We start from the raw sequence: 25,261 nt of genomic DNA on the forward strand, positions 1-25,261 counted from the left end.
ACGTGATGCGCCGCATCTGTTCGCTTGCCTTGTCGCTCGGACTGCTCGTCGCAGGAGCTCTCGGCTGTGTCGGGTCGAGCGATAATACCCCCGTCACGCAAGCGCCGCCGGCCAAGCCGAAAAACGCGGCGGACATTGCGCGGTCGATCGTCAATGCACGTGTCGGCGTCATGGTCTGGGCCGAGCGGCTGCATGGGCAGCCGATCGAGATGCGCTTGCAAGCAATGAATCCTCTGCGCCCGATGCTCGATGGAACCGGCATCGATGCAACGCGTGACGTCGTGGCTGCGTATGTCGCGTCGACGGGTATCACGTCGAATGACGTCGCGGTGGCGATCGTGCAGCACAAGGTGGATCCGCCGCGTTTGCAAATGGGACTCGAGACCGTCATGGCGCGCAGCGTGCCTCGAGGTGAATGGATCACCGGCGCATCGGTGCCGTCTGCGCGCGTGACCGTTCGTGGACAAACCCGCGTCGTGGCGATCGTCGAGCCTGAATTTTTGGCCGTATTGCCGGAAGGCATCGCCAGTCAAGCGTCGCGATTCGTGGGGACGGGTGGGTTTGTCGATCCGGTTGGTCCGGACGTCATGGTCGCCACGGCGCTCGATCCATCGCGAAGTCTTTCGGCTGCGCACGTGCCGCCCATTCCGCCGACGATCCGGGCTGTCGAAGCGCATGCGTGGCTTGCGAGCGATGGGGGGCTCGACATTCACGCGGTCGGCGAAAGTACCGATCCGATGCAAGCAAGTGCCGATGCATCGGCACTCACGACGTCGATCGACAATGCGACTTCGATCAACTTGGGCATCGTGAAAGTTCGTCTCTTTCAACCCGTCGTGTTTCGAGCCGAGGGGCAGCAGGTGAAAAGTCAGCTTCATTTGACGCAGACCGAGATCGATCGGCTGGCCGCGCTGGCCGAGACATTCATCCCACGCTGATGCGAAAGGAGCCCGGTGGGGTGGGGGGGGGGGGGGGGGCCCAGGCGCGGGGCGAGAGGGGGGGGGGGGGGGGGGGGGGGGGAAGCCCCGGAGGCGGGGGGCGCCCCCCCCGACGGCAACCCCCACCGGGGGGGGGGGGGGGGGGGGGGCGGGGGGGGGAGGGCGGGGGGGGCCCCGCGCGCGGGGGGGGGGGGGGGGGGGGGGGGGGGGGGGGGGGGCGCCCGGGGGGGGCGGTCGGGGGGCCGGGCGCGGCCGGAGCCGCGGGGGGGGGGTCGGTCGGTCGGGGGGGCGGCGGGGGGGGGGGGGGGGGGGGGGGGGGGGGGTCGGCGCTGTCTGCCCCGGGGCGGGGGGGGGCGGGGGGCGGGGGGGGGGGCGGGGGGGGGGGGGGGGCGGGCGGGCGGGCGGGGCGGGGGGGGTTAATCTGATCGCTGCTACTCTCCGGCCCCATGAGACTCGTGAAGATCGGTGTGGCGAGTGTGAACGCGACTGTCGGCGCGGTTCGCTCGAACGTGGATCGCTGCATTCGCATCGCTGCGGCCATGGCCGGCGACGACGTCACGCTCGGCGTGTTCCCCGAACAAGTCGTGAGCGGCTACGCGGCCGAGGACTTGGTGCAGTGGCGCGGGTTTGTCGAAACGCAACGGCGCGAGCTCGAGCGGTTTGCCACCGAAACGGCACGGTTTCGCACGGTGTTCGCCTTGGGTCTGACCGTGGGCGTAGGCGGCGATCTCTTCAATGTCGGAGCGCTCGTGCATGCCGGCCGCATCCTTGGTTTCACCCCCAAGGAAAAACTTCCGACCTACAACGTTTTTTACGAAGCTCGCGTGTTTTCCCGCGGCGTCCAAGGCATGGCGCTCGATGCCGACGGCGTTCTGTGCGGCGACGAAATTTTCCGGTTCGACTTCGGCACGGTCGCGCTCGAAGTGTGTGAAGACATCTGGTCGCCCGATGGCCCGATGAGGCGCCGTTGTTACTCGGGCGCCGAGCTCGTGTGCAATTTGTCGGCATCGCCGTTTCGCGCAGGTGTCGTGGGAACTCGCCGCGAAATGATCGCCACGCGGGCCGCCGACAACCAGTGCACGATTGTCTATACGAACCTCGTCGGAGGCAACGACGGCCTCGTGTTCGATGGTGGAGGGTTCGTCAATCAAAACGGCCGCCCGATGCTCGAAGCGCCGAGGTTTCGCGAAGGGTTTGTCGCGACCGTCGTGGACCTCGATCGTACGACGCGTTCGCGACGTGAAGCGAGTACGTGGCGTAGTGACCTCGAAGCGTTCCGTCGCGAAGAACGCTCTGTGCCCGTGCGACGTATCGAGCAGGCCACGGCGGATCGCTCGATGCTCGCGTATCCTGCTCCTCCCGCGGGTACGACGTTCTTTCTGCCGTCGGCTGCGCTTCCCTCGCGAACGGCGCGCGACGAGCTGCTCGACGACTTCTACGACGCGCTCGCGCTGGGCGTTGCGGACTACTACCGCAAGATAGGCGCATTCAAGGGCATCGGCATCGCGCTTTCGGGTGGACGTGACTCGCTGCTCACGCTGCTCATCGCGCACCGAGCGCTCGAGCTTCTGCACCCCGAGCTCGAAGGATCGGCGCTGCGCGAGAAGATGCGTGGGATGCTCAAAGCGTTCTACATGCCGTCGCGTTATTCGAGCGACGCGACGCAAGCGGCGGCGGCGCAGATTTGCGCAGACCTTGGAGCGGACTTCATGGTCGTGCCGATCGAGGAGGCCTTTACGCGCGAGATCGACACGACGCGGGTGATGCTTGGTGGGGGCAACGTCGAGCCGACGGAGATTACGCGGCAGAACGTGCAGGCACGCATTCGAGGTCAGCGGATGTGGAACTGGTCGAATACGAGTGGTGCGTTGTTCTTGCAGACGGGAAACATGAGCGAGAAGGCGCTTGGGTATACGACCGTGGGCGGGGATCTCGAGGGTGCGTTCAGCGTGATTGCGAACTTGCCGAAGACCGTCGTGATCGCGCTCATCGAGCGGTTGGAAAAACGGTTCGGTCATGCGGGCATTCGCGCGACGCTTTCGACGACGGCCGGCCCGGAGCTCGCGTCGAACCAGTCGGGCGAAGCGGAGCTCATGCCTTTCGAGGTGCTCGACGCGTGTTTGTATCTTTACGGCGCGGAAAAACTTGCTGCCGACGAGGTTGCTCGGGCTTTGCCGAGCATCTTTCCATCGCGTGATCCGGAGCAGCTTGCGAAGTGGGCGCAGAAGTTTGCGCGCTTGTTTTCGCAATCGATCTTCAAGTGGGTGCAATCGCCGCTCGCGATCCATGTCGGATCGCTCGATCTCGATCGCGAACGGGCGCTTCAGCTTCCCGTCGTGCAACGCACGGAATGGAAGGGGAGTTGATGGAGGGTTTGTCTAGAACGCCCTTCCATCTAGAATAAGGCCAAATCCTGGCCTGGCTACTGGTTGCGTTTGATCACGTGAAACCCGAAAGGTGACTCCACGGGATCGCTCGTCGCGTCCACTTTCAGCGCGAATGCGGCGTCGCTGAAGGGTTTGACCATGTTTTCTGGTTTGAACTTCCCGACGCTGCCGAGTCTGTCGAGGGTGGCGGCGTCGTCGGAATATTCTTTCACGAGCGCTGTGAAATCTTCACCGGCTTTTGCTTTTGCGGCGACTTCTTCGGCTCGCTTTTTTGCTTCGTCCTTGGAACGTTTGACCGAAGCGGGGGCATTCTTTGCGCCTTTGTACGCAACGAGAACGTGCTGGGCCGTGATCCATTCGGGTTTGTCGGCGACCGAAGCGGGTTTGTCCGTTGCCGATGCGACGGCCGAAGGTGCTGGTGTTGGGGCTGCTGGCGGAGCTTTTGCTGTGGCAATCGATGCCGATGGTGTCGCAGTCGGCGCCGGGGGCGGTTCTTCGCAGCCGAGCACGAGTAGCAATGGGGCGAGGAGAAGGGGAGCGCGAGTCCGGAGCATGAATGGCGTCGTCGCGCGGGAAAGTGGAGGGGTCAAGCTTTTGTCGGTGATGGTGTCAATGCACGAGGGCTTGCACTTCGTGATGTTGGCGGCGAAGCGTCGCAAAAAATGAGGATCTCGCTGTGCAGCCATGGCACGATTGTGCCCATGTCACTCGAGCACGAAACTGCCGCGAATGCGTCGAAGCAATCGTCTGCATCCTCGGTGGATGGGGCTGGATCCGATGCGCCGAACGGGGAGGGAGCCATGGGGCTTTCGGCCATGAACGACACCTATCGGCTCGAAGTTTTGGGGCAACTCGTGTCGATGGGTGATTGGGATGGCGTATTGCGGACGCTTGGCGTCGGTGATGATCCGAGCAAGCTGCCTCCCAACGTCGGGCTGCTTTGGGCGATTGCGCGACGTGAGAAAATGAATCCCGACGATCCGAACGTCGCCGCCGTGACGGCGGTCGCGACGCGATGTGCTGCAGCCATTTTGGGCGTGAACGAGCAAAACAGCATTGCGACCGTGCTGGCGAAACGCGTATTGCGCAGGAATCCCATGTCATGGGCGAAAACGCCGGCTCCATCGCCATGGGTTTCGGCGTTCATCATGGTTGCCGCGCTCGTCGTCGGAAGTGGAATCGGTTGGATTCTTTCGGGCGGCCAATCATTTTTCTTCTTCAAGTGAATGACGATTTTGCAGTCGCTCGCTTCGTGACGCATCGCGCTCGGTTTGCACATTTCCGACCTGATCGAAGCGTCCACGTTTCTGCCATCGCGGTGGACTGCGCCACTTGACGTCGGCCTTGTTTGGCTGTTCCGATATTCTTTGGAGGCGTAGAGCGATGCGAGGCAATTGGCTTTCTTCGAGTGTGGGCGGTGTCGTCGCGATGCTGGTGACTGTGGGGGCAGTCATGAGCGCGTGTTCGGCGGGTGGTACTGCGAGTACGGACGGGGCTGGAGCGGGCAGAACGACCGGCAACGGTAGTGGTGCGAATGGCAGCGGTGGCGATGGTGGAGGCTTCATCGGCGTGGGTGCGGGGCCCAATTCGGGCCCGACGGGTGGAGCGTGTGCGGCGACGGCTTCCAAGGCCGAGCAAGTGCCGCTCGGCATGTACCTCATGATCGACAAGTCCGGTTCGATGCAAGGAGCCAACTGGACGGCGGTGACCAACGCGCTGAAGACGTTCGTCGATCAGCCCGAGGCTGCGGGGATTGGCGTTGGGCTTCAATACTTCCCGCTCGACAGTGGGGGGGTGGTATGCGGGGCCTTCTGCGCGACGGATGCGGATTGCGGACCGGCCTCGTGCGGTCCATGTGAACCTCCGCCAATTCCGGGGTTTCCTGGCATCTGTGGCGGCGTGGGCGGTTCTTGTGACGTCGCCGAATATGCAAAGCCCGCGGTGGTGATATCGACGCTTCCCGGCATTGCGCCGGTCATCAAGAATTCGCTCAACAATACATCCCCGACGGGTGGCACACCGACGTCCGCGGCACTCGATGGAGCCATCACGTATACGAAGCAATACATGTCGGCGAACCCGAACCACGTGGGCGTCGTCGTCCTCGCAACGGACGGTAATCCGGAGGCTTGTGAAACCAATCTTTCGGTGATCAACGGCATCGCGAAAAAGGGATTGGACGAACCGCCGAGCGTCAAGACGTTCGTCATTGGCGTAGGCAACTTGGCCGCGGCGCTCGATGGAATTGCTGCTGCGGGCGGCACGGGCAAAGCATTCCTCGTCGATGCGAATTCCGGCGCGCAGGATCAATTCCTCCAGGCGATGAATGCGATTCGTGGAGCGGCCCTGTCGTGCGCATATTTGATTCCGCCTCCGCCCGAAAACGAGGAATTGGATTTTGGGGCAATCAACGTGCAATACACGCCGGAAGGTGGAATGGCGGAGGTCATTCCGCAAGTATCGTCGCCGGCGGGGTGCCCGCCGGATGGTATGGCGTGGTATTACGACAATTCGGTGCCGCCCAAGCAGATCCTGCTCTGCCCGTCGACGTGCGACAAGATTTCGGCTGATACGAAGGGTCAGGTCGAGGTGCTCGTCGGCTGCAAGACGGTCATCAAGTAACGCGCCTCACCCCCAACCCCCTCTCCCGTCGCCGCTGCGCGGCTCCGCGGAGAGGGGGAGTTTCGAACCGGAAACACCGCTCATTCTATGGTGCTCACGTCGGCTGTTTGCAGCCCGTGTTCGTCGTATTGCCCTGGTTGTTGTCTTCTTTGCATTCGTTGTTCGCGCCGGACGCGGGTTGCGTGCACGCGTAGCCCTCGTTGTCCACGCACGCGCGCACGTCGACCGTTTGCGGGTCGTACGGCGCCGTCGTCCATTCGCATACGACCGTTTGACACTTGCCAGGTCCCATCGATTTCGTCGTGGTGACGGGTCCATCTTTGCACATGATGGGGTTCATGGTTGCATTGTCGTAGAACGTGACCGGAATGCCTGCGCCAACGACGACCGCACCGTCGTTGCATACCGTGGCGGTAAGACCAAGGCCCGCGGGGCAGTAGTTTTTGTCGATGACCAGCGTGAGCGTGAGGTCCGGCGCGGCGAACACGTCGAATTCCGGCAAATTTTGGCGGAAGTTGTTCATCTTGCCGCTCTTCGTGGCCGTCGTCTTTTCGAGCCAGTTCGGCTGTTCGAATTGGGGAATCGCCCCGTTTTCCATGACGTTCGTCACGTGATACGCATGCTGATTCCAAATGCGCCGCGTGGGAACCCAAGAATCATTGGCGTCGCCCCAAATGCGAATGCCTTGCGTCGAGCCATTGTGCGCGTTTTCGATGAAAACGATTTCCGCATTTCCGTCGTTGTCCACGTCGGCCACGATGGGCATTTCGAGGCGCGTGTGCGAACGGTTTGTCTTGGAAAGAAGCACCGCGCCCGTCGTCCCGTCCATCACGCGGAACGTAGTCTCGTCGTTGTAAACCACTTCGGCTTTGCCGTCGCCATCGAAATCGAAAACGCTCGAGCCAGTCACGCGTGACGAGCAATCCTGATTCGCCACTTTCCAGCGAATGCCCTTGTCCGAGCAGCTCGCGGGCAGCGGCGTTGCCAGGCATTCGAGGTCCGCGACGATGTAATAATTGGCAGCCGCGACGCCGACTTCGGCTTGCCCATCGCCATCGAAGTCGGCCACCGTGGGCGGACCGCCTTCGTTTTTCGAGCACCCACCAACGGGAATCGAAATGATGACGTCTTGGCCTTCCGCCTGAAGTGGCGTGCCGTCGTGCTTCAAAATGTAAACCTTGCCGGCGCGCACGATGACGATTTCGCCGTAATCATCCGCGTCGAAATTGCCGGTGGCAGTGTATCCATCGCAGGTATACCCTGAGGGCGCCGCGCAATTCGTCGAATTCGATGCTTCGGCAAAAGCGTACGTCCACACCGGCGCGCCGTCGACTGTGTACATCGTATTGCCGGCAAGAACGTTCATCGTGCCGTCGAGGTCCGGGTCACCCACGGAGCTGACGGGGCCCATGAATGCGTTGACGCCCGTGCCGAATTTGCCCTGCCATTTCAATGAGCCATCGGTACCATTCAGCACGACACGACCTTGAATGATTTCCGGTTTGCCGTCGTGATCGAGGTCCGCGATCGACGGTGTGGTTCCCGCCAGGTGGTCTCTGGCCGCAGCGGATGGATGGGCCGGTTGATACCACTTCACTTTGCCCGTGCGCTCGAATGCCATCGTGCCACCATTGTTCGTGGTGGCCACGAGGTCCACCGAGCCATCGGCATCGATGTCGCCGGCTGCAAGTCCGCCGGAATTGTCCAGCCAAATGCCGGACATGGCGATGTCCGCTTCGATTTCGTTCGCCGTAATGGCGTAATGCTCGGTCATCGTACCATCGGGGTTGCACGCACCCGAGAGCACGCGCAATGTGCCCGGCGTATTGCAGCAGCCGTCTTCCTGAAGCCGGTACGCAATGAAGGCAATGTCGGGAATGTCGTCCGTGGTGACCATTCCATCGCCGTCATCGTCGGTCAAATTCACGACGACCGGCGTCATTACAACGTCGTCGCGCGCGGTATACTGGGTGGTCGATCCATTCCAAGCGCATTCCAATTCCGCCGCAAATGTTCCGGCGGTCGGAACGAAGACGCAGGCTTGATTGCCGCCACCCGCGCCGCCACTGCCGGCGTCGCCGCCGTCGCCACCCGCGCCGCTCGTGCCGCCCGAACCGCCCGTGGGGATGAACGAGCCGCCGTCGCCGCCGGCTCCAGCTTGGCCCGCAGTACCGCCCGTGCCGTTTCCGGCGGTGCCGCCCGTTGGAGTGGTATTGCCGCCGCCGCCGCACGCAAAGGCCGCTCCGAGCGATGCGGAAACGACGATGAGCCCGAGAATGAAGGTAGATCTGGAAATGGTACGCATGCGGCGAGGTTAACCGATGCGACGCGCGGGCAACATCAAAAAAGCACGGCGCGCGTGTCCCTACGACCGATAGCGCGCGTCGTACATGAAGGCACGTTTTGCGGTTGCCTCTTTGCCGTCGGGATTGCGCACGACGACGTCGACCATATCGCCATTTTTCCCAGCGGGCGATTTCACCTCGAGCGACGTTGACGAAACGAATTTCACTCGCCCGACGCTTTTGCCCGCGAAAAGCACGATCGAATCGGCGACGAAGTTTTTTCCTTCAATCGCTACTTCGGTGCCTCCGTCCACGGTGCCTTTGTTTGGCGAGACAGACTCGATCATGGGAGCCGGGGAAGGATCGTAACGATATGCGTTTTTCGCGACGGACACACCCGAATCACCTCGGCCGATTTCCACGTCGACAAACCCGGACGTGCGCGATGGTGGTGCGATCGTTTCAATCATCGTCGCCCCGCGAACCACGACGTGTTTGGGCGCCTGCCCTCCGATTCGCAGAAAGCAATTTTGATCGAAATACTCGCCTTCGATGACGAGCTTCGTGCCGCCGACCATCGGGCCATTGCGCGGCGTGACGGAATCGACTCGAGGTGCAGGTCGGGCCATGTACGTGAATGCATCTTCGCGCCGTACGACGATGCCGTCCTTGTCGGTCAATTCGACGGCCACGACCCCAGGCTCGTGCCTCGGCGGAAGCTCCACTTCGATTTCCTTGCGTGAACGCGTGCGCGAAATGGCCCGAACTTCACCAATGCGAACCACGGTTTGCGCGTCGAAGTTTTCCCCGAGCAAATAAATGAGTTGCCCGCCCTGACAAAATCCCGTGCTCGGACGCACTTCCACGAGCAGCGGGGGCGTGGGCTCGGGATCGTATTTGAATGCCCCTTCTTTCGTGACGACTTGACCGTCCGGATTTTCGATGACGATGTTCACCACCCCCGGGGATTCCACGCGAGGCGTGATGACGTCGAGCGTGGTCGGGCTCTTCCACGTGAAAATGGCCTCGGTACTGCCGAATTTGACTTTGCATTTCGGATGAAAGTCGACACCCGTGATCGTAATGCGCTTGTCGCCCGCGACCAGACCGGTCGCTGGAGAAACTTCTTCAATGTGCGGTGTCGCCAGGCGATACGTGAAAATATCGGGGGCGATCGACAAAAGCCCGTCGGGATTCGTCACGCGCAATTCGCCGTGGAACAAATCGTCCTGCGGCGGAGTGACGAAACGCAAACGTTTTTCGCTCTCGAATATCACTTCGGGGGCACGATTGGCAAAAAACGTAATTCGGCATTCTTTGTCGAAATTACGTCCTTCGACGACGACCTCGGTACCTCCGCGAGGCGAGCCTTCGAGCGGCGTAAATCGTTCGATGACGGGTCCTTCCGCATAAGAAACGTCAATGGCCGCTCGACCGCCTTGGCCATTGTCGACCACGATCCTCACGATTCCCGGCGGATGCGGGGGAAGCGTTGCATCGAGCGTGAAGGCGTCTTTGCAGGAGATGTCCGGGCAGGGTTTTCCGTCGATGAGGACGGTGCAATCTTCGTTGAAATTGGCGCCGAAAAGAGTGAGACGCCCACCTGCAATCATGGAGAATTTCGTCGGTCGCGCGGCCGTGATCATGGGGCCAGGAGACGTGACCATCGGAGGCGGCGGTGGAGGTGCTTCGGCACTGGCTTCCGCGGGTTTGTCGTCATTGGGCGCTGCGTTTTCTTCCGCCGCTTCCGCGGGTTTGTCGCTCGATTCGGCGGGTGCAGACGCGATGTCGGGCGTTTCGACGAGCGGCGGAGGCGCAACGTCGGCGGGTTTGTCCACGAACGCAGGCGGCGGGACTTCCGCGGGCGTTTCGACGAGCGGCGGGGGCGCGACTTCGGCGGGTTTGTCCACCAGCGCGGGAGGTTCGACGCGCGCGGCCGATGCACGCGGTTCCCACAGCTCGACGTTTCGTCCATCGGGATCCACGAGCGCGGCGAACTTGCCCGTGGGGCGTTCGAGAATCGGACCAAAATCCAATCCGTCTTCGCGCATGCGCATGGCAATGGCTTCGATGCCCGAGACGCAGAACGAAAGCGCGCACTCGCGACGTCCTCGCGGCAGGGGCGGCCGCGCCGCTTCGATGACGATCCGTGTTCCTTTGGCATCGCTCACGGATTCGTATCGTTCGGTTCCTTCGACGCGATCGAACGACAAACCTGCCGCACGCGTATAAAACTCGCTGACGGCGCGAGGATCGTCCGAGTAGAGGATGATCTTGTCGAAACCGAACGTCGTCATGAAGCCACCTGAGGGTCCTTTCCGCGAGCATGCTACCAGATGCGGAGGCGCTGGGGAAGATGGACCCTCATGCTTGATTTCGGACCAACGAATTACCGTCGCACCGCGGCCAGTGCGTGGTGCATGCGCGAGATCGCGTTCTGGAAAGCAATCAGCGTGATGGCCGCGAGGATTTCCTCATCGGACAAACCCACGGTCCGTAATGCATCGATGTCCACGGCGCTCATGGCCCAGGGCGTTTTTGTCAGTTTTTCGACGAAATGGGAAATCGTCCTTTCGGATTCATTCGAAGGACGAACGTCTCGCCAATGCACGAGCGCTGCCGAATCGCAGAGGTCGTGGGTCACAGTGCGAACGAGGAGATGGCGCATGCGCTGCGATAACGGTTCGGTGCGGTCCATGTGAAAAACGCGCCAAGGCTCGAGAAGCGATGCGACCTGCGGCGCGCGTGCGAACGCGGGCACTCGGGACCCATTTACGGCAAGGTTCCAGTCGGATTCGGGAAAACGCGGCAAAGCTTCTCGAGTGGGATCGGCGGTCAAGCGAGGCAGCGGAGATTCGTAATCGAATTCGATGCCCGTGCCATCGGCTACGCGCGGGAAATAATTGAAGAAAGCCGTCACCAAAATGGTCCGTTCGATGCCTTCTTCCGAGATACCAGCCTGGCGCAATCGTGCAATGTCTTCCGCATCGACGGCCCACGGCACTTCCGTCAATACGCTAGCGAACCCCGCGAGAGCACGTTTGCGCGGAGAAGCACGCAAATCCTTTTTGCCCGCCACGACATCGGCAGCCAATTCTTCATTTCCGAGAAGCGACACGCAGAAACTCTGCGTGAGCACTCGTTCAATAATGACACCCATTGCTTCGTGATGCTGTCGCCGCAATGAGCTCCTGCTCGGCCCACGTGAGAGCTCCATGCATGCGATACGATCCACTTGCTGCGAAGGTGACGCGCATGAGCTGCGGGTCGAGACTATGCGCACGGATGATTCCCGCAGGGCCTCCATGGGGAGCCCGATACACGTCGGGCATCGGCCGAGCCCGCATTCCCTCGTACACTGCGCGCAGATCGTCGCCCGCTTCGTGTGGTTCGATGACGCGAATGTATGCCATGAACTTCGCTACCACGAACGCCTCCGCGATTCCAAGGTAAATCTGCATCTTTTGCTTGACGCCGCACGTCGATCCTGGTTTTTATGCAATTCATGTCGTCTGGCTGGGTTACCACATTCCTTCCGACCATCGAGAAACTACGTGCCAGCGCTCATTTCGATGTCGAAGTGCCGCCCTACGCACCGAGGGACGTCGAGCGTCTGGCAATGCTCGTCGTACAAGCCGTGCTCGTTCGACGCACGAGCTTCACGGAAGAAGTGACGAACGCTCCGGGGCATTTGATGCGCGGTGAGCCGCCGGTGCCGAACGACTACGAGCCGCGGCATCATGTTCGTATCGACGAACGGCTTGCGGGTGGTGATTGTTTGGCCTGTATGGCCCGCCCCGGTTTTCGTCGATGTCGCGTGTGCGGCGGCCGAGGTAGAATCCTCAACGACACGTTGCTGTGCTCGTGTACTGCCGGATGGGTCACCTGTTCGAATTGCGGTGGACGGCGACAAACCGAGCGCGTGCGGCTGCGGTATTATTCGGATACGCCGGCGATTTTGAACGAAGCCTACATGCCGACACACATTACGCAGAACCCTGCGCTCTTTCGCCTCGAGTCGGTGATGGAGGAAGATCTTCTCTTGACTCGAGCGCCGCCCGAGGAGCTTCGTTGTCATGATCTGACGGGTGAAGTGGTGGGAACGGCGTATCGTGGCGGGCAACGAGCGGTGCGGCCGCTATTTCACGGCCACGATTTCGGCGACACGATCGACAAAGCGCTCGCGGGTTTGTCCGCGGTAGGTGCCGGGGCAAACGTGGTGCTTTATCAGATTCACGCGTACGCATGGCCGTTTTTGCGCTTGCGGTGGCTGGATCATCCGGACATCGTCACGTACATCGATCGGCACGGCAACGCGCGCGTGTTTCAAGGGCAGGCGATCGAGGAGGGATAGGCGCGAAAAAGCACGCGGCTGCATCGCGCATCTTCCAAATCATGCTCAATCGGAGTAACCTCGCCCCGATGGTCGATCCGATTCGTTTCGAGGCCGCGTCGAACCGCTTTCGAGCCTTCTTCGATGAACTCCACCGTATTTTTCTCGAGCGTGACGATCTGCTCCTGCAGCTCGCGCTGGCGCTCTTGTCACGTGAACATTTGCTGGTGACGGGCCCGCCAGGAACCGCAAAAAGTCAGCTCGCATCGACCGTGTTCGGCCGAATTCTCGACGAAGAAACGGGTCATCCAAGCGTGTATGCTCGCCAGATTGGCGAAAGTACCGTGCAAACCGACTTGATCGGGCCCATCGACTTCAAAACGCTCATGGAGACGGGCCGCACGGAGCATTTCACCGACGAAGGAATGCTCGGTGCCGTGCACGCATTTCTCGATGAAATCTTCGACGGTCGTGACATGCTCTTGCGATCGGCGCTGAACGTGCTGCAAGAGCGCGAATTGAAGCAGGGTGGGCGGGTGCGTCGAGGTCGCATCGAATGCGCACTGATGACGACGAATCGGTACATCGCCGATGTGCTGGAAGGATCGCGCGAGACGCTCTTGGCATTCGTCGATCGCATTGCATTCGTATCGTTCGTCCCGCGAAGCTTTGCCGATCCGGGTCGATTGGGGCTGGTTTTGCGCCGGCACGTGGGTGGTGCGGGGCGCGTGCTCTTCGAATCGAACCTGAGCATTCAGGATTTGGATTGTTTGCAGCAAGCCGTGGACGACGTCTACGTGTCGGATCCGATATGCGATGGACTTGCAAATTTTCTCGAACGTTTCGATCGCGAATTGAATGCCGCGGTGCGCGCGGATCCGCAATTCGTTCCAACGCGGTACATTTCGACGCGTACGGCGGTGCGATCGGGGCGCGTGCTCCGAGCAGCGGTGATCGCCGATCGCATTTTGCACAATAGCAAACGAGCGATGGAAGTTTTACCGGGCGATTTCAAATGGCTCAGGTTTCACCTCTTGCTTTCCGGCCCGTCGCCGTCGGACGTGGAAGCACTCCTTGGGCGTGAAACGGATCCGAACGAACGCCGGCAGCTCGAAACCGTGCGTACGGAGAGGTCGATATTCGACACGTGTTTTCATCAGATGCCGGTCATCGTGGTCAAACCCCGCGTCACCGAGAGCGTGGTCAAACCATCGACGACGAGCCAGGAAAAACCCAAGCAGGACAAACCAGCGCCCGTGGACAAACCTCGGGCGATGGTCGACAAGGCGCTTTCTTCCGGGGAAATACCAGCGGTGCTCGGTGCCGTGCGTGATCTTTCCGTTCTGGCGCGTGATGGATCGCTGGAACCTGCGCGAGCTTCGGCATTGATGGCGGAGCTCACGACGACGCTCGGGGCCATGGTGCTTCGGCGAGGGCTTTTGGCGAGCGCCGGTGGAGGTCGTGGCGCGATTGCGGACGTGGCGCGAGGCATTGCCAAACAAGCGGCGGAAATCGACGATGGATCGGCCGCGACGCGGTCGCTTTCGCGATGGCTTCGAGGTCGCGCACTCCTTATGGTGGACGAAGCTGCGGGGCATGCGGCGGGAGCTTCATCGACGGATTTGATTGCATCGATCGTCGACGATGCGAAGGAAGCGCAAAAACGTGCAGAAGCGCGTCTTGCTGCGCTGGAGGAGCTGGAAGCATTGCGGCGCGAGCTTCTTGCGCAAGGCGCCGTGCACGAAACGGGCGAAGAGAATGTGTGGCGTCAGGCGGCATTGGCAGCCGAAGACGATATCGCCATTTTGCTCGACATTTCATTTCGCGCCATCGTATCGCGTGCCATGAAAAGCGGCCGGTCGCGGGTGCTCACCGAAGTGCTGGCGGCGATTGCCCCGGAATTGGATCGTATCGATGCCATGGCCGTACGTCTTGGCGTTTTGCGCGGCGAGCCTTCGGCATTGAAAGCCAAAGTGGCAGGTCGTCGCATTGGGCCGCTCATCGAGGCGCTCTTTACCGATTTCGATGTGTCCGATCGCGGGGCGCTCGTGCGGGAAGTCGACTCGCTTTCGCGGATCTTGCGCAAAGCGGGGCTCGAAAGCGCGATTTCCGCCGAAAACTTCCTGGGATGGACGGCCGAAGCGCTATTACGTGGTGACATCGTGAAATCCACCGCAGCGGGGAAGGCGGATTATGATGGTTATCATCGAATGCGCGCAGCCGAGCAGCGGATTTCGTCGGCGTATACACTGGCCGAAGTGTCGCTCATCACGCTGCCGGTTCTTTTCAAGGACATATCGAATCCGGCCGATGCTTCGCGGGCGATTGCAACGCTGTGCGAAAAGCTTCCGGAAAACGTGCAAGAACGGGTCGTCGAAGGAGACTTGGCGCGAATTACGCGGGCGCTCGAATTTCTGGAAGCGTTTTGGGCAAGCTTGCAAGACCAAGGCAACGATACGGAAAGTCGATTGCGAACCATCGTCGAATCACGATTTTTCGACATCGTTTGGGACGATTCGGCATTGACGCGTTTTTCGCTGGAAGCGCGTCTCGTGGCGGACGTTTTCCCCAAACAAGAACAAGCGGTCACCTCCGTGAGGGCTCGCATCGAAGACCTCGACCAAAAAACCCGCATGGTGGTGACGGAGCTGTTCCAAAGTCGTTCGGATGCCAACTGGGCAGGCGCGTTGCGATCCAAATAAATCATGGGCGACCCGAGGCTCGAAGAATTTGGCACGCGTATCGAAGGGCTCGTGGCAAGGCCAGACGAGGTGCGTGCACCTTTGGTGCGTCTCGTCAAACCGCTGCTGCGGGCGATCGGCTACAAGCCAAAATTAAAGACGGAAAAGATTGCTGCATTGCTGGAGGCATTGGGGTCGACTCGAAGTGAAACGCCGGCCGAAGCCCGCTTTTCTGACACCCGCGGGACCCCAAACTCGCCCGCTTCGCGGGCTCAGACAGTGGGGTCCCCCCCGCGCGCATCGGAAATACGAGCTTCGGCCTTGTCCTGGGATGAGGTCGAAAAGTTACACGAGGCGGCCATTCGAGAGCTCGAAGACAACGTCGAAGGCCTCGAACGAACACTCGTGGTGTACGGGCGCATTCCGCTCGCACACGCAGCATGGGTGCGACGACTCTACGAAGTGACCGTTCGAGCATCACGCGCAGCGACGGATCAGCAAAATGAGGCGGCGCGACGAATTGCAGCGGCCATCGATCCAGTGTGCATCGCAGCACCGTTGGTCATTGTGCCGGGACAAACCGCTGGAGCAGCTACGGCGACGCCGTCGGCGTCATCAGAAGACGCGGACAAACCAACATCAACCGAGGAAGAGCGGCTCGTTGAAGTGCAGCTCTTGGCGATTGATCATTTGCTGGACTCGGCGCGAGGCGAAACGGAATTTTTGGCGCGTCGGCGCAAATTGCTGGAAGCCGCGCGAAAATTGCTCTTGGATGCGGCGGCTGCATTGCCGCTCGCGCAAGAGGGCGTAGAAGTTCGGCGAAAACACCTCGCTGCGGAAATCGCTCGTATCGACAGGCTCGAGGCAGCCGGTTTGTCGCCGCATAAGGGCCTTTGGCATCAGGCCAAGGAAGCGCTGGCATTCGGGCAAAGGCAACGATTGCACGCAGCGCTCGTGGCGCTCGACGGCGCATCGCTCGCGGCTGGAGACGAAAAGCGGATTGGTTTGACAAGACAAGCGCTCGAAAAGCTGGGGGTTGGAGACGGGGAGCCCAGCACACCGGACAAACTGCGATCGCTGCGGCGGTCCAGTGAAGAAATGTTCGGCACGGCGGCCATGACAGCAATTTCCGAAGGCTATACGCGGGCTCGGCAGTCGCAAAAGCGGCCACCGAAAGGCGAAAAGGCCGAAGAAAAAACGTATCGTCTCTTGGCACTGCAATGGCTCGCGCCGGAAAAAGAGCACGAAACGCATGCGGCGCTTTGCGCAATCGACGGAGCGGTCGATGTGGGCGTGCCGCTCGCTCCGATGCGCGTCACCGAATATGAGACGATGGTGCGGGTCGTTCGCCATCCAACGGCGGACATGATCTTGATGCCTGCAAAAGACATTCACGATATTCCGTCGGCCGTCATCGACGACCCGCGAATGATTCTTTTGTCATTGGCGGAGGGGCGGCTTCTTGCGCGAAGGTTCGTCGCGACCGAGGTCAAAAAAAGAACGCGCACGCAGCTCGTCGGGGAAGCGCGCATTTACGTGCTCGATGGGTCGAGCTCGATGCTGGAAGACGGCAAGAATGGTTCGCGCGCGCGGGTGCGCGATGCGATATTGCTCGGAGAATTGGGCACGCTGGCGCGACGATACGCCGAGGGAAATCGGTCGGTGCGCGTGACGCTGCATTACCGCTATTTTACCAAAAAAATTCATCCCGTCGTCAAAGTCGAGGACGGCAAGTCGGCGTTCACGGCGATGGCGAACGTCGTCGAAAAAGTTTGGCGCGGTGGTACGGACATCGAAAACGCGCTGCTATCGAGCTTCGAGACGATACGCAAAGCAAAAGACGACGATCCAGACTTGGCGCGGGCGCAAATCGTGCTCGTGACGGACGGCGATGCGCTCGTGCGCGAGGAATTGATTACGAAAGCACGCGAAAAAGTGGGGGATGTGCCGATTGCGGTGAGTGTGGTGGCGCTGGGAATGGAAAACCCCGCATTGCGAGCCATCGTGGCGCGACAACGAGCCCGGGGAGAGCGAGCATTTTATCATTTCTTGAGCGACGAAGCGCTCGTGGAAATGTGCGAAGGGAAGACGTTTTCGGGTCCTTCCGTGCATGTGGAGGACGACCCGAACGAGAAAAACCTTTCGCTCGAAGCGCGCGTGGCGAAAATGCGTGCCGAGCTTGGAGGATTGGTCGACGATCTGGATGCATTGGCTCAGCAGCGCAGCGCGGCGTCGATTGAAGCGGCAGCACTCGATGCGGACACGCGAGCCGAGCAGGCTCGGGCGGAAGTGGAGCTTGGTATCACGAAGGAAGATTCGGTCAAGGGGGAAGGGGAGCGGGCGATTCGGGAAGCCATCGAGCGCGATCGGCGGGGGCTCGAGAATCGATTTGCAAAATGGTTTCCGCGGATCAAAATGGAACCCAAAAAGGCTACGGCGGAGGGCAAGCCGATTGCATCGTCGGATGCAGAAGCAACGCTGGTGGTGCTCTCTACGATTGCGGAAGTCGTGGGGGAGCTCAGCGGAACGGAGCTTGGGCGGAAGGCCGATGCGATCGAATTGCTGGAGCGGCTTTTGCCGGATGCAATGCTGACACCGTCGAAGTGGTTTTTTGTGCTACGGCATGAAAAAGAGATCGTGCATGCAGCGATGGAGAGCGTATATGCGGCGGTGGAGGGAAGGGGAACGAAAGGGGCGTGATACGCGTCGTTCGCGCTTCCGACGGGAATCGAAATGATGTAGCATGAGCTTCTGTCTTGTGGTGAAGAACGAATTGCCGCCACCGGCACCCTACGTCCTTCACAAGGAGGCTCCATGCGCCGATCAACTGTTGCTCTTCGTCGCCTCTCTTCGCTCCATTGTCTGGTCGTCGCCGCGCCGCTGATTGCGGCGTGCAGTGAGCCGCCGGAAGCAAAGCCGATTCCGGGGAGCGAGTGCGTGCTTCAGCAGACGTCATTCGATGCGGGGGATCCCGATGGGCATGCGGATCCGTTTGGAGCAAAGGCTTCGGGGCAAGCGCGCGCGGGGCGGCTCGCGTCGGTGGATGGAATTGCGCAACCAGCGCATGGTCGGCAACGGATCGACGTGGGCGATTACGTGCTGGCGAACGATAAAATTGCAGTATTCATCGAAAACAAGGGCATGAGCGACGGGTACGCTCGTTTCGGCGGTGAAATCCTCGCAATCGATGCCATCGGCGATGACGGGAAGCCCAAAGGTTTGTCCAAGTACGTAGAAACGCTGACGGGCTTGTCCATTGAAATGATCAACCCGACGAGCGTCACGGTCCTGTCGGATGGGTCGAAGGGGGACGAAGCCATCGTGCGTGTCGCGGGGAAGCTCGAGGGAATCCCGTTCATGCAGGGTCCTTTGGCAAACCTATTTCCGCATCGATTTGGATTGGAAGCGGCATACGATTTCGTGCTACGTCCGGGTGAAGAACGCGTCGTGATGCGCGTGGGCGTGATCAATCCGACGAACGAAGATGTAAACTTCGGCGTGGACCGCATCGATTCGGATGAACTGTTCGGGTTTTTCCAGTACAACCAATCGCAGATGGTGACGCGCGAGTTTGGTTATGCCGAGCCCAAAGGAAAAGTCGATTACGTTGCATTCGATAGCGGCCCTTGGAATTTTGCGTTCCGAGTGCCGGGTCAAAAAATGACCTATGGTTTGACGGTGAGCGGTTTTTCGCTCTTCTACGGCCCAGGATTTTTGGCGCCGGCGTGTGCCGAGACCATGGTGGATCGGGCGGAAATCGTTGCCGGTGGACCCGATTATGACGGCCTGCAAGAAGCATTGCGGCGAACGGCTGGAGAACCCGCATATCGCGCAGTGACGGGGAAAGTGACGAGCGCCGATGGTACGGGCGTCGCAGATGCCTGGGTGCACGTGGTCGACGCAGCGGGAGATTATCAGACGCGTGCGCGAACGGGCGCAGATGGGTCGTTCACGGTGCACGTTCGTCCGGGCGAACCCATGACGATCGTGCCGCAAAAGCAGGGGTTTGCCGTGCATCCGGGGTTTGGAATCACAGCAAGCGAAACGGACGTGACGATCCCGCTCGACCCGCACGGTTCGATTCACGTGACCGCAAAAGACATGGGCTCGAACGAAGCGCTTCCCGTGCGGGTGCAGGTGATTCCCGCAATGCCCGAACCTGGGACGCCGGCAGCATTCGGGGTGGAGGACGAACGAAATGGGCGCCTGCACCAGAATTTTGCAATGGCGGGTGATGCGACGTTGGCGGTGCCGCCGGGAATGCATAGGGTGATCGTTTCCCGCGGGTACGAATGGGAGCTACTCGATACGACAGTGAACGTGGCACCAGGCGAAACGGTGAATGTCGACGCGGTGCTCGAACATTCGGTGGATTCGTCGGGGTACATGTGCGCCGATTTCCACATTCATTCGGGGCTGTCGGCGGATTCGAACGACCCGACCGAACACAAAGTGCGCGGAGCGATTGCGGATGGACTGGAAATTCCCATATCGAGCGAGCACGAATGGGTAGCGGATTTCCAACCGGTGATCGAAAAGCTGGGGATGACGAAATGGGCGTTTGGTATGGCGTCGGAAGAATTGACGACGTTCACCTGGGGGCACTTTGGAGTGGTGCCCATGACGCCGGATCAGAAAAAAGCGAATGCGGGGGCCGTCGACTGGGTTGGGAAAGATCCGAAAGACGTATTCGCGCTGGTGCGAGCTTTGCCGGACAATCCAGTGCTCATCGTGAACCACCCGAGCGGCAGTGGATTCGGGGCATACTTCAGCGCAGCGCAATTGGATCGAGACACGGGTACGGGCAAAGAAGGCTTCTGGAGCGACGATTTCGATGCCATCGAGGTTTTCAACGATTCCGACTTCGAATCGAGCCGCGATGAATCCGTAGCCGATTGGTTTGCTCTGCTGAATCATGGAATGAAGGTCTGGGCGGTGGGAAGCTCGGACAGTCATCATTTGCGCACGAGTCCGATCGGATATCCGAGGACGTGCTTGAACTTCGGTCACGACGATCCGCTGAAACTGACGAAGGCGATCGTGCGTGACAAAGTGGCGAATGGACCGCCGACGATATCTGGCGGGCTTTTCATGACGGTTGCTGGGCCGAATGGTGAGGCTCCAGGCGAGGTGGTGAAAACAGCGGCGGATGGGACGGCAACGTTTACGGTGACGGTGCAGGCAGCGAGCTACATCGACGCGACGGAGCTCGAGGTCATCGTGAATGGCGAAACGAAATCGGTGGAAGCGTTGATGCCGCTCGGTGTTGGAACGGCAAAGAGGTTCGTCAATCAGGTAACGGTGAGCCTCGACGCGGCAAAGCAAGGCAATTGGGTGCTGTTCCACGCGAAAGGCGAAAAGGATTTGGCACCGCTTCATCCAGGAAGACGACCGTTCGCCGCGACAAACCCGTTTTTCTTGGAAAAGTGAACACTCGGTTTCAGTTGTAGGCCCGGTATGATGCTGCATTTTTCGGCATTCGCGGGGCCCCGAACTCGCCCCCCAATGCAATGTGTGAGCCCGGTCGAGGCCTGCATTTTCCGACACTCGCGGGACCCCGAACTCGCCCGCTTCGCGGGCTCAAACAGCGGGGTCCCCCCGCGAGCGCCGGAAAATGCAGGCCTCTCCCTCTTTCAACTTCTCAGTTGCTATGCGTCCGTGACGTAGATGAAGAGTTGCTCTCTTCAGAGGGTTCTTCAACTTCGGTGGATGCCTTGTCCGCTACACGTATGTTCGAATTCAGCTCCTTCGGCTTTTCGTCGGTCAAGTCGACGTCGAGCGGAGCGACGAAAATGTGGCCCGTGGTGGCGTCGTAATCGACGACCACAACCTCTTTGCCCGAAGGTATGGGTTTTTCCGCGTCACGAATGCGACAAATGACGTGCACGAAATGCCCCGCAGGGTCCTTGACGCGAATCTCTCCAAACTCGGCCGTTACCTTGCTCGATATGACGACGCCGGACGATCCAACGAGATCCTTGCGACTCGAAGCCTCTTCGTTCGCGCCTGCAAGAACACGCCCAAGCACGCGCGTGATCGTGCGCGTCACGAGATAGGCGATCACCAACGACAGTGGAATGGTAAAAGCCAACGTGCTGGGCGCCGCAACACCGCGAGGTGCGAGGGCGAGGATATTGATGGCAAGACCAGCAAGGCCAAATGTAATGGCGAACGTTTGCCACAATGTCGAAAATGGAACGCGACCAACACCAAGATCGACCAGTACCTTGTCCCCAAATCCAGGGCCATGATGCGCGTCGTGATCGGCATCGTGATCAGCGTCGTGGTCGGCGTCATGGTCGACGTCATGGTCGACGTCATGATCCACATCGTGATCTACATCGTGGTCGGCGTCGTGGTCGGCGTCGTGATCGGAATCGCCCATGAGCAGTCCGAGCAGTCCGGTCATCTGCAAGAGGGCAAAAAGCACGGCAATCGTGAACGCGATGGCGTACGGCAGGTTTGCCCAAACGAAAAACGATGACAAAGCGTTCACGAGATTCTCGGGATGGTATCAGAAGATGAAAGGGATGAGGGCTTTTCGTTCAGGAGGATAATCCGGAAACGTCTCCTTGTACCAACGATGATGCGAACGCGCGCGAGGGAGCAGGTTGGCGGTGGTCCAAATTGCAAAAACGAGCGCCGGGAGCGAGAAGGTACAAAGCGCAAAACCAATCCATTCGATGATTTCGCCGAAATAATTGGGGCAAGTTATATAGCGATAAAGGCCGCCGCGAGGGACCTTGTAACCGGTTTCCCCAGGCTTTCGTAAATGCAGCAAGACCCAATCGGCATGCTGGTTGATGGCGAAACCAACGAGAAATACGCAAACGCCGGCCCAAAAATGCAAATCGGTGACCGAAACGGATGACGGCGCAAAATCAAAGAGCCAACGACCATTGAGATAACCATTCGTGGTCGTAAAAACGAATCCCATCGACATGACGACGATGGGCATGCGCTTTTTGGTGTTTCCAAGCCGAAACGGGAAGACGAATGCACGATGAATGTAATGCAATTCCCATAAACCGAGGAAGACGAGCGATGCGAGACCCGTGGGCCTGTCACCAAAAAGCCAGCAGAGGAAAAAGCCGAGCGCCGCGGGTGACTCCATGATGAGCCACCCGAGACGATTATCGATGGTCGGTCCCCACGATGGTTTTACATGACGACCATAAGGCGCCGTGACGAACCACAAGATGGGAAATGTCACGACGGCGATGGCGAGAAATGCCCAGAGAAGCGCCTGGTAAAGGGTGGATTCGGGCACGGACGGCTACGGAAGCACGCCGGGGAATTCTTCGGCCATTTCTTTGATGAGATCTTCTCGTCCCACGCTGACCCAAGCATCTCGGGCTTCCAGAATGTGGGTCTTGAAGACCTCCGGGTCACCGGCGACTTGAGCGAGACGGTAATGCGTCCAGCCGATGGAGTAGCCATCTTTGAGCTGAATGAACAAGAAGAGCGCTTGCTCGTAATTGTCGCGAGCGGTGTCTTGATCCATGCGCGTCAGCGCAATGTCTCCAAGGCTCTGGATGCAATTGGCAATGCCGTATTTTTCATCAACGGCGCGCAAGAGCGGCAGCGCAGCATGATAATACGCCTGCGCATCCTCGATTTCGCTCGATGCAAGCGCGACGTCACCAAGGGCGGCCATGCAGGCGCCTTCACCCAGTTTGTCTCCCAATGCTTTGAGCAATGGAAGTTCCTTTTGGTAAAACGCCGTGGCGGCGGCATGTTGACCGCGGGCAAACGCGATGTCGCCTAGATTGTGCAGACACTCGGTCTGCGACGCTCGATCACCGAGCTCTTCGAAAATGGGGCCGACGTCTTCGTAAATGACGCGCGCGTCCTCGTGCTCGAGCAGGTGAAACGCCGCATCGGCAATGCCCTTTCGACAAAGCGTGCTCGAGCCCTTGTCAGAAAGCGCTTCGAATAGCGACAATGCTTCCTGGAATTGCTTGCGGGCTTCCTGATGATTGCCTCGCTGCGCCGATATCTCCGCGAGACTCTTCAGGACGGTGGCTTCGCCGTGTTTGTCGAGAATGCTGCGATACGCAGGAATGGCCGCCGCAAATCGCGCCTGCGCCTCGTCCAAGTCCTGACGTTCGAGCGCCAAGTCACCGAGACGCACGAGGCACGCGGCAATGCTGAGCCCCGCGCGAGCCTGTTCGAACAAGGGCAATGCTTCGATGAACCACTGGCGCGCTTCGTCGTTTTGACGCCGCGCGAGAGCAATGTCGCCAAGCGCTTGCGTACATTCGGCTTCACCGAGTTTGTCCCCATTCTGTCGGGCCGAATCGCGCGCCTTTTCGACGACCTTCGGCGTGCAATGCCCGGACGAACCAATGAACGTCGCAATGGCAACGGCGGCATCGATGGCGGCAATCCCATGAGGGCCACCGAATCCACGCAAAATCATCTCTTCGATGTTGTCACTGTCGTGCGCGAGACGCCTGGCGGCGGCTTCGGCATCGGGCCAACCAACCCTTGGGCCGTGTGCAAGAGCAATCGAAGTGTAATGGTAGGTGGCTCGTACGACGTCTTCCGCTTGAACCGTCGCGAGATCGATTCCTTCTCGCACCGCGCGGCGCAATCGAATTCGACCACCGGCATTCATGGCCAAACCAAACGAGCACAATGCAGCCCCTGCGTCGGCACCGATGCCCGGGGGCAAAGCACCTCCGTCTTCCGCACCAACGCCATTGGATAGAGCAGCGAGAAGCGGAAGCGTGCGGCGGAAAGCGTCGGCATGGGCGGGGAGCGACAAAACGAGCGAAATGGCGCCGGCCAGTGTTTTGGGTTGCCATGCGCCAAGGTCCGCTCCACCGCGAACCGCATGCGAAAGCGCAGCGCAAATGAATGGATTGCCCGCTGCGGCGCTCACGATGGCGTCGAGACCGGCCGCTCCTTCACCAAGCGTTGCGCCGGCCAGCTCGCGAGCCGCCGCATCGGCAAGCGGCGCGAGCGCGACGGTACGGAAGCCATCGATCGAACGGTCGCAATCGCGGCTCGTCACGACGATCGATACACCATCGATGCGCGCAAGCTCCGTGAGTAGCTCTTGCACATTGGCGAAGTCTGCGTTGGCAACGGCGTCGAGGTCATCTAGCACCAGAAGGGCAGGCGCTCGGCGCAATGCTTCGACGATGCGCGTGCGCAAGGGCGTTTGCGGGAGCGTGTCGAGCGCGCGTGAGACTTCGACGAGCATGCCTTGCAGATCACGCGCGGTGTCGAGCTGCGCGAAGTAGCGACGGCCGCCAAAACGTTCGACCGACGACGGCGCATGGATGAGCCCCAGCGCCAGTGACGTTTTGCCAATGCCGGCAGGTCCCACCAAAAGCGTCGGTTCGGGTTTGTCCCGATGAGCTCGCGCGACGAGGTCATCGAGCTCTGCGGCGCGACCGAAGAGCGGTCCACTGTCGGCGACGGCGGCGCCAGCAACGAGTTTGCCCTCGACGAGCAGGTGTTCGTTTTTCGCAACTTGCGCCGGATACGCGCTCGAAAGCTTCTCCAAAAGCAGCTTGGGATCGACGTTCTCGACGAGGATGCCAAGTTTTGCAGCTCCATCGGCGCCACGCGCAACGCGGCGCACCAAGTGAGGGAAACTGCGGCCGACAAACCCGTCGATGTCAGCGTCGCGCGTGAGGATCTGGGCAAGTAGCCGGTTCAGGCCGGCTTTGGAGGGGACCATAGGCGGAGTTTCGCCTTGAGTCGCGGGTCGGTACAAGCCCGGTCGTGCGGTGTTGCAACGAGCGCTGGAGTAAACGTGCAGAACGCAAGTCGTTGTAGTGCGAACAACCACGTCTACGTTGCGGACGTGCTCAGCACTCGACGCGAGTCAATTGCGGTCAGGTGGCGCCCAGTCTTTGCTTCCCTGTGCAGTTCGAGCGCACTTTTTATCGACAAGGGTCGCGAAGATGTCACAGTGGTGCGCGCCGCGCGCGTATCGGTCCGCCCCCCCCAACCGGTGCGCTGTGCGGCCTTTTTTTGTCTTGCGTCCGGATGTCGGCGC

Annotated in this window: 16 protein-coding genes; 8 read left to right on the forward strand and 8 right to left on the reverse strand. The window is 60.3% G+C overall.

What is annotated here, in order from left to right; genetic code table 11:
- Positions 1-2 precede the first annotated feature (2 nt).
- Together IPM54_21730 and nadE are read left to right on the forward strand one after the other, a co-directional pair.
- On the forward strand, positions 3-938 hold the full coding sequence (locus IPM54_21730; protein ID MBK9262410.1) for a hypothetical protein: 936 nt from the start codon (positions 3-5) through the stop codon (positions 936-938).
- A 446-nt stretch (positions 939-1,384) separates the two neighbouring features.
- A complete protein-coding gene (gene nadE, locus IPM54_21735; protein ID MBK9262411.1) occupies positions 1,385-3,304 on the forward strand; it encodes an NAD(+) synthase in 1,920 nt (639 codons plus the stop codon).
- A gap of 56 nt (positions 3,305-3,360) precedes the next feature.
- Here the strand turns inward: nadE and IPM54_21740 are convergent, their stop codons facing one another.
- Positions 3,361-3,879 (reverse strand): peptidylprolyl isomerase, encoded by a 519-nt coding sequence (locus IPM54_21740; protein MBK9262412.1) that lies wholly within the window; start codon positions 3,877-3,879, stop codon positions 3,361-3,363.
- A gap of 147 nt (positions 3,880-4,026) precedes the next feature.
- On the opposite strand from IPM54_21740, the gene IPM54_21745 reads away from it, so the two are divergent.
- Both IPM54_21745 and IPM54_21750 read left to right on the forward strand, forming a co-directional pair.
- Entirely contained in the window at positions 4,027-4,551 is a 525-nt protein-coding gene (locus IPM54_21745) for a hypothetical protein (protein MBK9262413.1), read from the forward strand.
- 157 nt (positions 4,552-4,708) lie between these two features.
- The gene (locus IPM54_21750; GenBank protein ID MBK9262414.1) at positions 4,709-5,947 is read left to right on the forward strand and encodes a VWA domain-containing protein; all 1,239 of its coding nucleotides are present in this window, start codon (positions 4,709-4,711) and stop codon (positions 5,945-5,947) included.
- Positions 5,948-6,041: 94 nt separating this feature from the next.
- Here the strand turns inward: IPM54_21750 and IPM54_21755 are convergent, their stop codons facing one another.
- The 4 genes from IPM54_21755 to IPM54_21770 all read right to left on the reverse strand — a co-directional run bounded on the left by IPM54_21755 (position 6,042) and on the right by IPM54_21770 (position 11,693).
- Positions 6,042-8,252, reverse strand: coding sequence for a VCBS repeat-containing protein (locus IPM54_21755; GenBank protein ID MBK9262415.1), 2,211 nt, complete (start codon positions 8,250-8,252; stop codon positions 6,042-6,044).
- A 60-nt stretch (positions 8,253-8,312) separates the two neighbouring features.
- Positions 8,313-10,529 (reverse strand): IPT/TIG domain-containing protein, encoded by a 2,217-nt coding sequence (locus IPM54_21760; protein MBK9262416.1) that lies wholly within the window; start codon positions 10,527-10,529, stop codon positions 8,313-8,315.
- 92 nt (positions 10,530-10,621) lie between these two features.
- A complete protein-coding gene (locus IPM54_21765; GenBank protein MBK9262417.1) occupies positions 10,622-11,392 on the reverse strand; it encodes a hypothetical protein in 771 nt (256 codons plus the stop codon).
- Complete coding sequence (locus IPM54_21770; protein MBK9262418.1) at positions 11,376-11,693, reverse strand: carboxymuconolactone decarboxylase family protein; 318 nt, start codon at positions 11,691-11,693, stop codon at positions 11,376-11,378. Before IPM54_21770 ends, IPM54_21765 begins: the two co-directional genes overlap by 17 nt.
- Before the next feature lie 44 nt (positions 11,694-11,737).
- Between IPM54_21770 and IPM54_21775 the strand changes: the two genes are divergently transcribed.
- From IPM54_21775 to IPM54_21790, 4 genes are all read left to right on the forward strand, one after another.
- On the forward strand, positions 11,738-12,586 hold the full coding sequence (locus IPM54_21775; protein ID MBK9262419.1) for a hypothetical protein: 849 nt from the start codon (positions 11,738-11,740) through the stop codon (positions 12,584-12,586).
- A gap of 41 nt (positions 12,587-12,627) precedes the next feature.
- Entirely contained in the window at positions 12,628-15,267 is a 2,640-nt protein-coding gene (locus tag IPM54_21780) for an AAA family ATPase (GenBank protein MBK9262420.1), read from the forward strand.
- Positions 15,268-15,270: 3 nt separating this feature from the next.
- Entirely contained in the window at positions 15,271-17,946 is a 2,676-nt protein-coding gene (locus tag IPM54_21785) for a VWA domain-containing protein (GenBank protein MBK9262421.1), read from the forward strand.
- A gap of 114 nt (positions 17,947-18,060) precedes the next feature.
- The gene (locus tag IPM54_21790; GenBank protein ID MBK9262422.1) at positions 18,061-20,676 is read left to right on the forward strand and encodes a CehA/McbA family metallohydrolase; all 2,616 of its coding nucleotides are present in this window, start codon (positions 18,061-18,063) and stop codon (positions 20,674-20,676) included.
- Positions 20,677-20,887: 211 nt separating this feature from the next.
- On the opposite strand, the gene IPM54_21795 is transcribed toward IPM54_21790, so the two are convergent.
- The 3 genes from IPM54_21795 to IPM54_21805 are packed head-to-tail and all read right to left on the reverse strand — an operon-like array spanning position 20,888 to position 24,940.
- Entirely contained in the window at positions 20,888-21,742 is an 855-nt protein-coding gene (locus IPM54_21795) for a DUF1449 family protein (protein ID MBK9262423.1), read from the reverse strand.
- 18 nt (positions 21,743-21,760) lie between these two features.
- Positions 21,761-22,516 carry a DUF1295 domain-containing protein gene (locus tag IPM54_21800; GenBank protein MBK9262424.1) on the reverse strand — a complete coding sequence of 252 codons (756 nt, stop codon included), beginning with the start codon at positions 22,514-22,516 and terminating at the stop codon, positions 21,761-21,763.
- Positions 22,517-22,522: 6 nt separating this feature from the next.
- A complete protein-coding gene (locus IPM54_21805) occupies positions 22,523-24,940 on the reverse strand; it encodes a tetratricopeptide repeat protein (GenBank protein MBK9262425.1) in 2,418 nt (805 codons plus the stop codon).
- Positions 24,941-25,261 lie beyond the last annotated feature (321 nt).

Source organism: Polyangiaceae bacterium (assembly GCA_016715885.1).
In the GTDB taxonomy this organism is placed as follows: Bacteria; Myxococcota_A; Polyangia; order Polyangiales; family Polyangiaceae; genus Polyangium.